The sequence below is a fragment of the Bacteroides sp. MSK.18.37 genome (assembly GCF_019129155.2).
GTDB classification, from domain to species: Bacteria; Bacteroidota; Bacteroidia; order Bacteroidales; family Bacteroidaceae; genus Bacteroides; species Bacteroides ovatus.
The window spans coordinates 4,794,874-4,808,696 of record NZ_JAHOIB020000001.1; the positions used below are offsets into that span (position 1 = coordinate 4,794,874).

The following is a 13,823-nucleotide window of genomic DNA, read 5'->3' on the forward strand; positions in this document are numbered from 1 at the left end:
GGCTTTCCGGCTGTTGTTCCGTCTGTTTTTTCTCGTTGCCTTGCCGGTTCTCTTCCGTGTTTTCCTGAGCCGGAGCCAGCTCAAGCTGTATCTTGCGGTCCAGTGCGGCGAGTTCGGACTTCAGCTGTTTCAGCTCGTCCTCCTTCTTCCACACCTTGCCCGCTATCTCCTGCAACTGCGGAATCTCCTTTTCCAGCACTTCGTTCTTAGACTTGTACTGGTCGATGATGGTCGGAATCCTCTCCAATGCGTTCAGAAAGTTTCGTGCGGCAGCAATCGGGTCTGCCATCGCCAGATGCCCGTTGTTGTAGGTGTACTTGTAGTTGCCCTCCACCACGAAGCGGTTGTCGGTGAACTCCAGACCTTCTTTGAGTGTCCTCTCGCTGACCACCTTTATCGGAAAGCCGTAAAGTTCCCCGACAGCCTTGTACAGTCCACCAGTCATGGCGTTCTTGGCGATTTCCTGCAAACGCTTACCGATGACCTTCTCATCCGTTGAATCCACGCCGTCCACCTTGACAAGATTAAGACGACTGCCTTCCCTATCAGTCTGCACAACGGAAAGAAAACGGTTCCAGTCTTCCGTCATGGCTTCGATGAAAGCCGTGTTGTTGCGCAGTTCTCCCGTCTTGGATTCCAGCTTGAACTCCGAATCGCGCTTGCCCTTGTTGAACGACTTGCGTTCCCCTTCGAGCGAGGCGATACGCTTCTCTAATTTCGCCTTATCCAAAAGGTCGGTATTGCCGGAGAGCAACGCCATATACTCAGAGAAGTTCATACCCGATTTTTCGTCCATTGCTCCCTCGTCGATGGTACGTGCGCCCATCGCTCCACTTTTGAGCTGCGATATGAACGTCTGCTTGCAGTGCAGCAGATTGAACTTGTAGCTGTCCAGCGACTTTTCCACCGCGTAGATGATGACATCCACGTTATTCTCGGCAAAATGCTTGGCAATCTCGTTCCCGGCTCTAACACCCCGTCCGTCACGCTGTTGCAGGTCGGACGGTCGCCACGGTGTATCAAGGTGATGGATGGCGACACATCTTTTCTGCGCATTCACGCCCGTTCCGAGCATACTTGTGGAGCCGAACAGCACGCGCACCGTCCCGGCGTTCATGGCATCTATCACCGCCTTACGAGCCTTATCCGTCTTACACTCCTGAATGAAGCGCACCTCACTTGCCGGTATGCCGTAATCCTCCACCAACTTGCGTTTTATCTCGCTGTACACGTTCCATCCTTCCCCCGGCTGATATGTCCCCAAGTCGGAGAACACGAACTGCGTACCCTTGTGCGCCTCGTACTTGTGGTAATACTCTGCAATCATCTTGGCACAATGGCTTGCCTTGTTGTCGGGATGGTCCTCGTAGTTCGGGTCTATCATGCGCATATCAAGAGCCATCTTTCTCGCGTAGTCGGTGGCGATGAGCATCTTCGCCTTTTCCTCCGTTTCCGACAGGGGTAACCTGCCAAGCAGAGTGGCATCGCCGGTTTTGGCAAACTGCATCAGCTTCTGTATGAAGTCCTCCTGCTCCGGTGTGGGCGGTATGTGGTGCAGTCTCTCATTCTTGTTTGGTCTGTCCACACCTACATCCTCCGCCGTGCGGTAGTCGGTAATCTCGTTGTAGAAGGCGGCAAGCTCCGGCACCTTGATGAAATAGCGAAAACGCTCCTTCTGAACGATATTGTTCGTTACGTTGAACTCAAAATCGGTCGTCTTTTTGGCGAAGATGGCAGCCCAAGCATCGAAACAGCGGATGTCCTGCCGTTCCAGTTCGTTGGGGCGCAGGTATTTGAAGAGCAGGTACAGTTCCGTCAGACTGTTGGAAATGGTCGTGCCCGAAAGGAACGTAGCCCCCAAGTCCTTGCCCGTGCGTTCCTGTATGGTACGGATGGCAAAGAGCATATTCAGGGCCTTCTGGCTTCCTTCCGAGTTTCCCAATCCCGCCACACGGTCATGACGGGTGTTGAAAGTCAAGTTCTTGAACTGGTGACTCTCGTCAATGAAGATGTGGTCGATGCCCATCTGCTTGAAGTCCACCACATCATCCGTGCGGGACTTGATGGCGTGTTCCACCTTCTCCAGCTTCGCCACAAGGTTGTGCTTGCGCTTCTCCAGCCCTTTCAGCATCGCCCGCGACACGTTCTTGCCCTGCTGCCGCAAGACTTCGAGGTTTTCCTCCACCGTGTCAAGCTCCGCCTGCAGGATGCGCTGCTGCAACTCCGGTGACTGCGGTATCTTGCCGAACTGGTCGTGCGACATGATGACGCAATCGTAATCGTTATTTTTGATGTTGTTGAAAAAACGCACGCGGTTGGCGGTCGAGAAATCCTTTTCAGAAGCGTAGAGAATCCTCGCATTGGGATATGCCGCCTGATAGGTGGCGGCAATCTCCGCCACATTCGCTTTCAGCCCGATAATCATCGGCTTGTGCGCCAAGTTCAGACGCTTCATCTCATGTGCCGCTATGCACATTATCAGCGTCTTGCCGGTTCCACAGGCTAAGCGCAAAGCGCCTTGCCGTCCTTTCGGACGGTAGGTTTCTAAACGCTCGCCACCGAACCGTACGTACACGTCTCCATGTATACGGCTCTCCATGGTTATTTTCAGTCTATTTCTTTTCATGAATCTTACGATAACAATTTTCACATACTGCTATTGTTTTTCTCTGTCTGGCAATCATGAAGCGTTCCCACTCCTGTTTGCCTTTCAGGTCTTTTAGCTTGCGGACATGCACCATTCTAAGGTTGTCCTCCGCTCCGCAATATTCACATTCACGGGCTTTCAACCGAGCCATAAGGCTGGTACTTTCAGTCCCGCGATAACTGGGCATGATATGCGCATTGTCAATACGCGCGTCTTTTCTCTGCTTGAACCCTCCATGATAAATAGTACGTTCCAACATTTCGCCCTTGTTGTTTTCATACCTTACTGTAAAGACTTTATTCCGGCAATATTTACGGATTATTTTCCTTACGGTTGATTCATACTTGGATGATAATGTTTTATACATACTCTCTTTCATGTAGTAATAGAAACTATTGAGAATGTTGACATTGTTTGCAATACAGTAGTAGTTATAGATTCCCCGAATTTCCGAATTGTATCGGTTGAGTATTTCAAGGTCATCATTACTACGGAGATACGGGCGTGAGGTCGATTCCCATGCTTCCTTGCCATTCTTGATTATTATGCGCATCGCATTATAGTCAAGCAGTTTCTTTCTCATAACCTCATAAGGCAGGAGAAGAACCACTTTATGGTCAAGTGAGCGTATGGGGATTCCTCTGAAATCCTTTCTCGTCTTGTCCGTACTGCGGACTGTAACATCAAAGCCGAGAAATTTGGCTGCGTCGTGTGAGTTGGTGATTAACGTCTTTTCATCCGAAAGTTCGAGTTTCAACGTATCTTGCAGAAAGGTCTTAATGTCCCCCTTTGCTTTTACACAGTCCTCTTTACTTCCGATTACGCAAATCAGAAAATCATCGGCATAGCGTACATACCTCATGCGTTTGAAGTTTTCGTCCATGTCAAGAGTTGCAGGAAGTTGTTGCATCTCACGGTGGAGAATGGCTATCTCCCTGCGCAATGCTTCTTTCTTCTGCTCGTCTGTTTCATTCTTCAGTTTCTTTACACGTTTGTCCTTACGATTTGCAACCCTTTTATATTCGGGGTTGCGTACACGTGCTTTACCTTTATTGAAGACGTTTATGTAGTTCCGCATAAATTTATCGAGTTTGTCAAGATAAATATTCGCCAAAATCGGACTTATTATGCCTCCCTGCGGTGTTCCGATATAGGAATTTTTGTACTCCCATTGTTCCATGTAGCCTGCTTTGAGGAATTTACGTATCAGTCGCAGGAAACGCTCGTCATTGATTCTTTCAGCAAGGATTCCGATTAAAACATCATGGTTGATGTTGTCAAAGAAACCCTTGATGTCTCCCTCGATGAACCAACGTGCTCCCGTACCTCCCTTTTGTAAGGAAGCCATAGCCGTATGACAGCCACGGTGTGGTCTGAATCCATGCGAGCAGTCTTCAAAATGACCTTCGTAGATGGATTCAAGAATCATCCTTACAACTTCCTGTACAAGTTTGTCCTTAAAGGCTGGTATGCCTAAAGGACGTTGCTTGCCATTCTTTTTGGGAATGTAAATTCTCCGTGCAGGGCACGGACGGTAACTTTCGTCTTTCAACTGTCCAATGATAGAGTGAATGTGCTTTATGCTCATTCCGTCTATGGTCTGCCCGTCTGTGCCTTTCGTATAGTTGCCCGCATTCTGCGACAACTTTTGATAGGCAAGTGCGTACAGATTTTCATTGAACAGCAGTCGGTAAAGCCGTTCAAACTTGTAATTAGGGTCTTGGCTGTGCCCAGCCAGACTGTTTAATACATTTGCTGAATCTCTCATAATGTCTCACACATCATTCGTTAAACATATTAAATAATAACTCACTGTCTCCCTTCGCCATGTACAAGGCTTTCCCTTGCTCGGACTACTACGGAGACTCTGTTGTCATATAGGATATTCAGGGGGCAAACCCCATAGCCTTTCGGCATTCCTACTTAGACAATCCCCATTTAGACATATAGTAACATAGCTCAATAGATTGTCGGATGCGATTTTCGTCCTTTTCCGCTTATTGCGGCTGTTCTGCAATCGGTTTTCGGCTCTCGTACTTGAGGTAGGAAAGTAGAAGTATTGCAGCCCGACGTTTGTAACTATCTTCCGTCGGGGTTTACCAACTAACAACTCGGACTGTCGTTCAAACAGTATAGTCTTCATCCTCATATCTATCATTTCATTTAGACATTCAGTAGCAGCATGATAGTTAGCTGACTTATGCCGTTTCCAACATGCGACACTCCCCACCGCCTTTCGGCTAAGTGGATAAGTTGGCTAATGACCGGCGTTGAAAACCCTTGCCGGGTAGGTTGCTAAGCCTACATTTACTATATGCCCTTATGGGCGCAGCACCTCGTGGTCGCAGATCCCGCCGCCGTTCTGTTTCAGCATCCAGACGCAATCCTTCTGCGACGGGTAAACGCTCTTGATTCCCCGGCTTGCCAGCCCTTTCAGGTTGAGGTCGGGAAAAGTCTGGTGCGAGCCGTCATACTTCGGGCGCACGAAACAGTTGAACTTGCGGTTATACATCGTCGTGAGCCGTTCCTTGAACTGCGGCGACTGTTCTTCCAGCCATTCGGAGAACCCGTTACGGATTTCGTCTATCTTCGCGTTGGCGAGCTGTATGCCCTCGCTGTCGCGTACCTTGATGTCGTTGCCGTTCTCGTCCTTGCCGATACTTTTCATCATGTCGGGGCAGGTGTTGTGCAGGGCGTGCTTCAACAGGTGCATACCGTCATAGTTCCGGTAATAGCCCTTTACTAAAAACTCGTCCGTGATCTTCATGGTGCGGTAGCCGCACGCCACGGAAAATTCGTCCATGCTGGCGGAATAGGCGATTTTCACGTCCGTGTCGAAAAGATGGCTCATGTATGCGGCATACACGCCCGTGGGAATCCAGCGTTCACCGAAGTTGAAGTCGAGGTCTTCAAAGGCTATGCGCTGCGGTTCGGCTTCCTTCAATGCCTCCCACGCCTGTTTCACCTCCGGGATCCGCTCACTTTCGGGATTGTCCTCCATCCAGCCCTCTATGCGTTCCGCCTTCTCTATCACGTTCCCCGCGATGAAGCGGTCTTTGATTTCGTAACCGGTTACGAGCGGGTTGTAGAAGATGCGCCCCTTGAGGGCACCAAGCAGTTCCTCTTCCGTAGTGTCGGTTATCTCCCGCATATAGACGAGATTGACCGTGCCGAACTTGTTGAGCGATGCGGACAAGGCTTCTTCGGGAGAGCCTGCATTGACACGGCTCTCCACCGAGAAGGAAACGGGACGGTCGAAGATGTCCGCCTTGACAAACTTGCCGTCCTCCGCACGTTCCAGCGAAAGGATGTCGCGCCCTCCGGCATCCATCATCACCAGTTTCACGTTCTGTCTGGCGTTGAGGTTACCGTAACGCATGACAAACTCATCGTAGTAGGTGTTGAGATACCCGCGCTGCGGTTTGTGTTCCGTATGGTTCTCCGTCTCGTGGCTATACAGACGTTCGTAAGCGTCACGGAGCGATATATACAGCATCGCTTTCTCTTTTTGATAGCCACGGAGGTCGAGCGGTTGGAAGGTCGCACCGTAAGGCGTGAGGTCTTTCAGGTAACCGAGATTGCGTGAAGCATCCAGCACCATCGAGCCGTCACGGTGGTGTGGCTCCAGCAGGCCGTTGAACGGACGGGGAGAAAGGTCCATGACTTCCTCCTTCGGCTTTTCCGTTTCAAGTTCCGGGAACAGGGAAGTGGCAACCGTTTCGGAAGTAGGCACAACTTCTGCCGGTGTTTCAGGTTGCTTTATTTCTTCCGTTTGTTCCGGCTTTTTATCCATATTGTCCGAAGAAGGCGCAAAAGCAGGGTTCAACGTGTCTTTGATACCCATCTTTTTCAGTTGTTCCTGCCTGTGCCGTTCTGCCTCAAGCCGTAGGGCCTTGCGCCGTTCCGCTGTCAGGCTCATCATTGTCTCATAGAAGCCGTTGATGGGAGGATTGGTTTCCCAATCCAGAGTGGCGTAAATGTCGTCCGGGTCGTTTGGCTTTTCGGCATTTTCCGGCTTTTCTTCCTTATTACCGTTTATCGGCTTGGCGGCTTCAACGGGTGGAGTAACTTTGACTTGCGGTTTAGGCGTGGACGGCATAGGCTTCGGCTTGCTTTCCTTTTTCGCTGCCTTTTTCTTTTTTACCGGTTCCTCTATGGGCATACCCCAAAGGTCGAGCAGGGTAAGCTGCACGGCTGACGAATGATTGGGTTGGCGCGGCTCAATCTCCGGCTTTTCCTCTATGGGCTGTGCCTGCGGCTTCTCCACTCCCTTGACAGGCTCAATTACAGAAACGGGGGCTATTACAGAAGGTGATACCTTTTCTGTTTTCGGAGCAGGTTGCACTTCCGCAGCCGTGCTTTCCTCCTTTGTCGGATGCAGCCTGTGTCTCTCATACAGTTTCCTGTCAAGTTGTTGCAGTTCTATTTTCAGATGCTCCCGCAAGTCTTCCGCCAGTTGTGCGATGTCCCCACAGTGCAGGAGTTTATAGGCTGGTTTCCCGTACGGGTCGGTACTTCTGATCAAATCCGTGTGTGAAAGCGAACCGATGCTCCATACATACCCATTTACGGAAGTGCCGATAGGGGTCTGTTCGGTCTGCACGAAGAGTTTTTCGTTGTAATACAGTTCACCGTTCTTTCCGCTGTTCTTTTGCAGGATAATCAGGTCGCTGCCCACCTCCGTTCCCGCGTTATCCGTAAAGAGGTTGTTCGGCAGGCGGGCTACGCCCACCAGATTGGCATGGTTCATCATATACTCGCGTATGGGCGCGTTGGTCGGGGCATCCAGTACCCCCTGCGAGGTGATGAACGCCACGATTCCGCCTTCACGCACCGCGTCAAGGCTTTTCAGGAAAAAGTAATTGTGTATCGTCCGTGCCGCCGAGAGCCTTGCAGGATCCTTGCTGCCCGAAAAATCCGGGTCGAACACCGCCACATCGCCAAACGGTATATTGGAGACAGCCAAATCAAAATGGTTCATGAACGGCTTTTCTATCTTCTCGAAGCCCTGTACCCTTACTTTCTGTCCGGGATGCAGGTGCTTCAGTATCTTGCCCGTCATCAGGTCTTTCTCAAAAGCCATGATGTCCGCGTCCGGTCTGTTCTCCAGCACGGCGTCCACGAATGCACCGACACCTGCCGACGGCTCCAGCACCCGGTCGGGACGGATGCCGTGTTCATGCAGCACGTCCGCGATGGTCCCGGTTATCTCCGGCGGGGTATAGAAGGCGGTCAGCACGGACTGCTTCATGGCATCCATATTCCGTTTGTACTCCGTCTCGTCTTTTGTGTTCTCCCGCAGCAACCTGTGCAGTTCCACGGTAGGGGCAAACAGTTCGAGGTCGGACTTCGCCCAGTGGACGGCATCCGTCAGTTCCCTTGCAGGGTTGAGTATGTTCTTCAGTCCCCCGAAACCGCAATAACGTTCTAACAAGAGCCGTTCGCGTGCGGTGGGTGTGCGCTGTTCCCTGTCAAGGAGGAATGCCGTCCGTATCGCCTCGATGTTGTCCCGCAGTCTCTGTTTGCGGTTAAACGCCATACTCTTCGATATAGAGGATGACGGCTCCCGTCAGCTCCGTGTAGAGCAGGTCATAGTCGGGCGACAGGGCGAAATTGTCGTCCGAGAGGTCATAGATGGAGAATACGTTTCCGACAAGCGGTAGCAGCTTCTGGGTAAAGGCTTCACATTTTTCTCCCGGTACTTCACCCGCAAATTCGTTCTCCACGACTTCGCGCAGGATGGCGTGCCTGGAGTAGCGAAGGCCCTCCGTCAGCACCTTCATCGCCAGTTCCTGCGCCCCGTCGGCAGGATAGCCTTCGAGCCTTGCCCGTTCATACGCTTCGGCGGCACGGTCGGTTCTTTCTCGGATGAAGGCTTCATCGGCTGCCTGTTCGAACTTGTTCGTGGTGAGGTAGTCCAGCAGGTACAGACCGTAATAGGAAAAGTCGGTCCGACCCTCGTTTTTCTTCTTGTTGTTCATTTCTTTGGAATTTAGTGGATTGATAATGATGATAGGGATAATCGTTGGAAAACGAGAAGAAAAAGGCACCCGGTATCCCTCCGAGTGCCACCACTAAATCCAAAGTATGAGTGTAATCCGGTATCGAAGAACAATTCATTACTCTGAACCAGTGGCAAAGTTAAACATTTATTTTCTTCTTTTCGCAGAGGTCGCTTTACTTTTCCTTTCTGGGAACACGAAAACCGTGTTATAGTCCCCGTCAAAGGCGACTACGGCATCAAAACTCTTGCCCTGCTTGCTCTTGAATCCTTTGAGCAGTTTCGTGTGTCCGTCGGTGAGCAGGTTTTTGATTTCATCATCAGAGAGGGTGCGGTTTGCTTTCAGGCGGAACACGGGCAGACCGCACTCCGCGTTGTCGCAGCGGACGACCTTGCCGTAAAACTGCATCGTCCCCGCTCCGCACTTGGGACACTTGCAGCCGGAATCCCTGCGGGCGAACAGCTTGTCGCACGACAGCAGTTCGGAGGTAATTTCCCGTGTATATGCCTCAATCTTCCTGCGGAAGTCATCGGCGGGCAGTTCCCCACGCTCGATGCGTGCCAATTCCTTTTCCCATTCGCCCGTCATGGCGACATCGGCAATACGCATCGCCTTCACGACCGAGTGGAGGGCAAGCCCTTTTTCGGTGGGGACAAGCGACTTCTTGCAGCGTTCCATATAGCCGCGCTTGAAAAGCGTTTCGATGATGGACGCACGGGTGGCGGGCGTGCCGATGCCGCAATCCTTCATAGCCTGCCGCAATGCGTCGTCCTCTATCTCCTTGCCAGCCGTTTCCATCGCGGACAGCAGGGTGGCTTCGGTATGCAGCGGCTTGGGTTTGGTCTTTCCCTCCGTGATGGAGGCGGCTTTCAGTGCCAGCGTGTCGCCTTCCTGCCAACAGGGAATGGCGGCGGTTTCCTCTTGGCTGTTGTTCTCTTCTCCATTCTCCTTGCCATAGACGGCACGCCATCCGGCTTGCCTGATGATGCTGCCTTTTGCCACGAACTCCACTCCGGCACACTCTGCCGTGACGGTGGCAGTGTCCTTGACGCATTTTTCGGAGAAAGCCTCAAGCATGCGCCCGGCTATCATGTGATAGACGGTGCTGTCCTCTTTGGAGAGGAACAGCGGCTTCTCGCCCGTGACGAGCAGGGCATGGTGGTCTGTCACCTTGCCGCCGTCCAGGCTGCGGCGTGTCGGCACGGCTTTCGGCTGCAACTTGCCCTTCCATTCGGGCAGGCTGCCGGTGAAGGCAAGCAGCTTGGGGATTTCCGCGAACACGTCTTCGGGAATGTAGCGGCTTCCGGTTCGCGGATAGGTGATGAGCTTCTTCTCGTAGAGCTTCTGCGCGATTTCAAGCGTCTGTTCCGCCGTGAAGCCATGCTTGGCGTTGGCTTCCTTCTGGAGCGTGGTCAGGTCGTACAGGAGCGGTGTTTCCTCCGTCTTCTCCTTGCGTTCGGCTTTCGTGACGGTGGCTGTGCCTGCCGACTTCACCTTATTATACAGTTCCGTCGCGGACTCTTTCTCTTTCCATTTTTCGGAAGAGGAAAACTTCACCGTTCCTTCATCGCAGCCGTCCGTTGCGATATGGAGCTGCCAGAAGGCTTCGGGGGTAAAGCGGCGGTTCTCCCAATAGCGTGCGCACACCATCGCCAACGTGGGTGTCTGCACCCGCCCGACGGAGTAAGTGCCGTGTCCGGCGGCGATGGAGAGTGCCTGCGTGCCGTTGATGCCCACGAGCCAGTCTGATTCGTTCCGTGCTTTGGCGGCAAGATAGAGGTTGTCGTATTTGTCGCCCGCTTCGAGGTTGCGCAGTCCCTCGCGGATAGCCTTGTCGGTAAGCGAGCTTATCCAGAGGCGGACGAACGGGGTGGTGCATCCGGTATAATGGTAGAGGTAGCGGAAGATAAGCTCACCCTCGCGTCCGGCATCGGTCGCCACGATGATCTGTTCGCTTTCCTTGAATAGCCGGGCGACGGTTTTGATCTGCGCCACCACGCTGCTGTCAGGCTTGTAGCCCTTCTCCGTCTTTACCTGACGGGAGACGAGCGTGAAGGTGTCGGGTATGACGGGCAGGTTGTCACGGACAAAGCCGCGTATGCCGTAACCGTCGGGCATGGCAAGCTGCACGAGGTGTCCGAACGCCCATGTCACGGCGTAGCCGCCTCCCTCGAAATATCCTTCCTCTCTCTTTGCCGCGCCCACGATACGGGCGATCTCACGTGCCACAGACGGCTTTTCTGCAATGATTGTCTTCATATTTTTCTGTCGTTTTGAATTTTACAAATGTTACTTCGGATTTAGTGGCGGACACCGGATTACATCTTCATGCCCTTATTGTTTTTCTTTTGCGGCTTCTCCTGCTGCTGTTGCTGTGCGGTGTCCTTCGGGGCGGTCTGTCCCTTCCGCAACGGCTCCTTCAGGTTCTTGGTAGCCTCGTTGGTCTTGCCCTCGCTGTTCACCGCCACCTGCGTGCGGCTCTCGTTGGAAGGCGCGACCTTCTGCGCGTTGTCGGGGTTGGTGTCGTAGCGGTACGGGCGTCCCTTCTCCGGGTTGAACCTGATGTACATCGTGGCGTGGAAGCCCTGCTTGTCGGTCACGTTCTCCAGTTTCACGGCTTTGCCAGCCACGTAGTCGGCTTTCTGCTGCTCGGTGAAGTCCACGCCGCTCCATTTGCTGATGGGGCGGATGCTGCCGTCGGCGTTCGTCCACGTGTTGCGGCGTTGCTCCTTGTTCGTGTTGGCTGTGTTTTCCGTACCCTGCGCCTGTCCCTGTGCGGGGGTGTTCTTGGCTTCCTGTGCTTGTGCGGCACGTGGCGACCTGCCGGTTCCCGGCACGAACTCCACGCCGCGCTGCTCCACGTTCACTTGCAGGGTGGTGACGAACTTCCTGCCGTCCTTGCGCTCGATGAGTTTGTCGCGCACAGGCAGCCCGGCACGCAGCATGTCCTGCTCCTGCTTGGTGATTTCCGTCTTGCCGATGCGCTCCGGTATGCGCACCTTGTTTGCCGGGACATCTGTGATTTCGTTCGTCTTGCGGTCGATGCTGACGAACGAGGGGATGATCTCGCCCGTTTCCCTGTCCACGAGGTCCACAACCCTGCCGAGGTTGCCCGTTTCGCGCAGGTTCTTCCGGTCGTCGGAGAACTTGTGTTCCTTGTACTCGTCGAGTTTCTGCTCCTTGCGGATGAAGTGCGGCACAAGGCTGACGTTGCCCTCGCCGTCCTTCTTGAAGGAGAGGCGGGCATCCAGCTCGAAAGCCTCTCCGCCGAAATTGGGCGATACCCTCACCAAGTCGGACTTGCCGTAGTTGAGCATCCGGTCAAGGTCGCCCGACTTTTCAAGGTCGTCGCGCTTCACGCCCCATTTCTCCTCCAACTCCTTCCAGTTGATCTTGCTCTCGTCGATGGGTTGGTAGCCCCGGTTGCTTTGCGCCTGCTGTGGGCTTTTCTGATTCTGTTCGTTTTTCTGTTCTATTTCTTCCTGTTTTTTAGGTTCGTCATCTTGTTTCTGTTCCGGTTGTTCCTGCTTTTCGGCGGACTGCTCCTCCTGTACTTTCTTTTCGTAGCCGGAGGTGTCCACCTTGTGGGGCGCAAGCATCTCCTTGTTGCCCTCGGGGTCTTTCAGCAAGTCCTTGATAACTTCCAGCAGCTTGTCGGCTTGGTCCGCCGCGACACGGTAGAAACCGAAGCGGCTGGGTTCCTTGCACTGCCGGAAGAAGTTCTTGAAGAAGTTGTCCAGCACGTCTCCGTGCCTGTCGAATTGCAGGAAACTCTGCGCGTTCTCCGCCTTTGCGGGGGTACGCTTGGGTGAGCCGTCGGCGTTAAGCCCGGCTACCACGCTGATCTCGCCCGTCTTCTCGTCGCGGACTATCAGCACGTCTTTTTCTGTTGTTTTCTTTGCCATTTGAAAAATGTTTTAATGGGTTATTTGTTAAAGAAATTATGGATACGCGCCTTGTAGAAGGCTATATCTTCCTTGCGGAAATCCTTTACGTGTTCGGAGAGGAATGTCAGTACGTCCTCCTCGCTGTAATAGGTCTTTTTGCCGAGCGTCTTGTACGGCAATGCACCGATGCTGCGGTAGCGCTGCAGGGTACGCTTGCTTATCTGGAGCAGCATGCAGAGGTCTTGGTTGTCGAACATCCTGATACTTTCCATCGGGTTCGGGGCTTTGCCGGACGGTCGCAGGGAGAGCAACAGCTCGTCCTGACGGTCGAGCCGTTCCATCAGCTTCTGCATCCAGTCCTCAAAATTGTTTCGTGTAAGCAGTTCCATATCTTATGTCCTCCTTCCTTTGGGTTTGCCGCCGCCCGTGCGCAGCGTGTGGTTGCGTTTCAGTTCCGTCAGTGTCGCTGCATCTTCTGCCACGGTGCAGTCTGCGAGCAGGCGGTCTATTTCCGACCGGCGGTAGCGGCATTTGCCGCGCAGCACGATATAGCCGATGCGCTGTTCGCTGCGCATACGTTGGAGGGTACGGGTACTCACGTTCAGCAGGTGCGCCGCCTCGCGGGTGGTGAGCAGCATGTCGGAAGACTCTCCCTTACTCTCACCGGAAACGGCACGCACATAGACCGCTATCTCGGCTATCTGTTCCGTCAGGGCGGTGAAGGCGGAACTTTCAATCGTTATCACTTTCATATTTTATCCTTTCTTTTGTTTCTCTGCGGCAAAATTCGGCAATAAACAAAAGGGGCTTTAACAACTCATTACGTGACTCACGTAAGATTTTCTTTGAAAGTGACTCCGTAACCCGGACAACCGGCGCAACAAGCTGCCGTATAGCGGAAAACGGCACGCATTCAAGGCGGCTGCGTTACCTTTGCGGTAAATCATTAAATGTTTTGGTATATGGAAATCGTATCTATCGAGAAAAAGACCTTCGAGATGATGCTGGCGTCATTCAACGCCCTCTCGGAGAAAGTCGCCGCCCTCAGGCGCAAAAGCGACGGCGGGCGGCTGGAAAGGTGGCTCACGGGCGAGGAGGTCTGCGGGCAGTTGAGAATCAGCCCGCGCACGTTGCAGTCATTGCGTGACAGGCGGCTTATCGGCTACTCGCAGATGAACCGCAGGTTCTATTACAGGCCGGAGGAGGTCAGGCGGCTTATTCCGCTTATCGGCACGATCTATCCCGATGGAAAATGACTCTGTTTTTATTAACCACTTAATCCGATGT

7 protein-coding genes and 3 pseudogenes are annotated in these 13,823 nt (G+C 53.0%); 1 reads left to right on the plus strand and 9 read right to left on the minus strand.

Features of this window, described 5'->3' with window-relative positions:
- Window positions 1-70 precede the first annotated feature (70 nt).
- The 9 genes and pseudogenes from KSX81_RS18350 to KSX81_RS18385 form a co-directional block, all read right to left on the minus strand.
- Window positions 71-2,497: pseudogene (locus KSX81_RS18350) on the minus strand (helicase-related protein); the annotation flags it as partial.
- A 115-nt stretch (window positions 2,498-2,612) separates the two neighbouring features.
- Window positions 2,613-4,415 (minus strand): reverse transcriptase domain-containing protein, encoded by a 1,803-nt coding sequence (locus KSX81_RS18355; RefSeq protein WP_008646012.1) that lies wholly within the window; start codon window positions 4,413-4,415, stop codon window positions 2,613-2,615.
- A 564-nt stretch (window positions 4,416-4,979) separates the two neighbouring features.
- Window positions 4,980-6,638 (minus strand): annotated as a pseudogene (locus tag KSX81_RS29130) (DNA methylase); the annotation flags it as partial.
- Between the two features lie 699 nt (window positions 6,639-7,337).
- Window positions 7,338-8,186, minus strand: a pseudogene (locus KSX81_RS29135) (N-6 DNA methylase); the annotation flags it as partial.
- Window positions 8,176-8,697 carry a DUF1896 domain-containing protein gene (locus tag KSX81_RS18365; RefSeq protein ID WP_254888451.1) on the minus strand — a complete coding sequence of 174 codons (522 nt, stop codon included), beginning with the start codon at window positions 8,695-8,697 and terminating at the stop codon, window positions 8,176-8,178. The pseudogene KSX81_RS29135 and the gene KSX81_RS18365, both read right to left, overlap by 11 nt.
- A 99-nt stretch (window positions 8,698-8,796) precedes the next feature.
- Complete coding sequence (gene topB / locus KSX81_RS18370) at window positions 8,797-10,908, minus strand: DNA topoisomerase III (protein WP_332058667.1); 2,112 nt, start codon at window positions 10,906-10,908, stop codon at window positions 8,797-8,799.
- A 59-nt stretch (window positions 10,909-10,967) separates the two neighbouring features.
- Window positions 10,968-12,554 (minus strand): DUF3945 domain-containing protein, encoded by a 1,587-nt coding sequence (locus KSX81_RS18375; RefSeq protein WP_332058668.1) that lies wholly within the window; start codon window positions 12,552-12,554, stop codon window positions 10,968-10,970.
- A 20-nt stretch (window positions 12,555-12,574) separates the two neighbouring features.
- A complete protein-coding gene (locus KSX81_RS18380; protein WP_004308425.1) occupies window positions 12,575-12,925 on the minus strand; it encodes a helix-turn-helix domain-containing protein in 351 nt (116 codons plus the stop codon).
- A gap of 3 nt (window positions 12,926-12,928) precedes the next feature.
- Window positions 12,929-13,288 carry a helix-turn-helix domain-containing protein gene (locus KSX81_RS18385; protein ID WP_151849581.1) on the minus strand — a complete coding sequence of 120 codons (360 nt, stop codon included), beginning with the start codon at window positions 13,286-13,288 and terminating at the stop codon, window positions 12,929-12,931.
- A gap of 210 nt (window positions 13,289-13,498) precedes the next feature.
- Here KSX81_RS18385 and KSX81_RS18390 point away from each other — a divergent pair, with 210 nt between their 5' ends.
- On the plus strand, window positions 13,499-13,792 hold the full coding sequence (locus tag KSX81_RS18390; RefSeq protein WP_008645715.1) for a helix-turn-helix domain-containing protein: 294 nt from the start codon (window positions 13,499-13,501) through the stop codon (window positions 13,790-13,792).
- Window positions 13,793-13,823 lie beyond the last annotated feature (31 nt).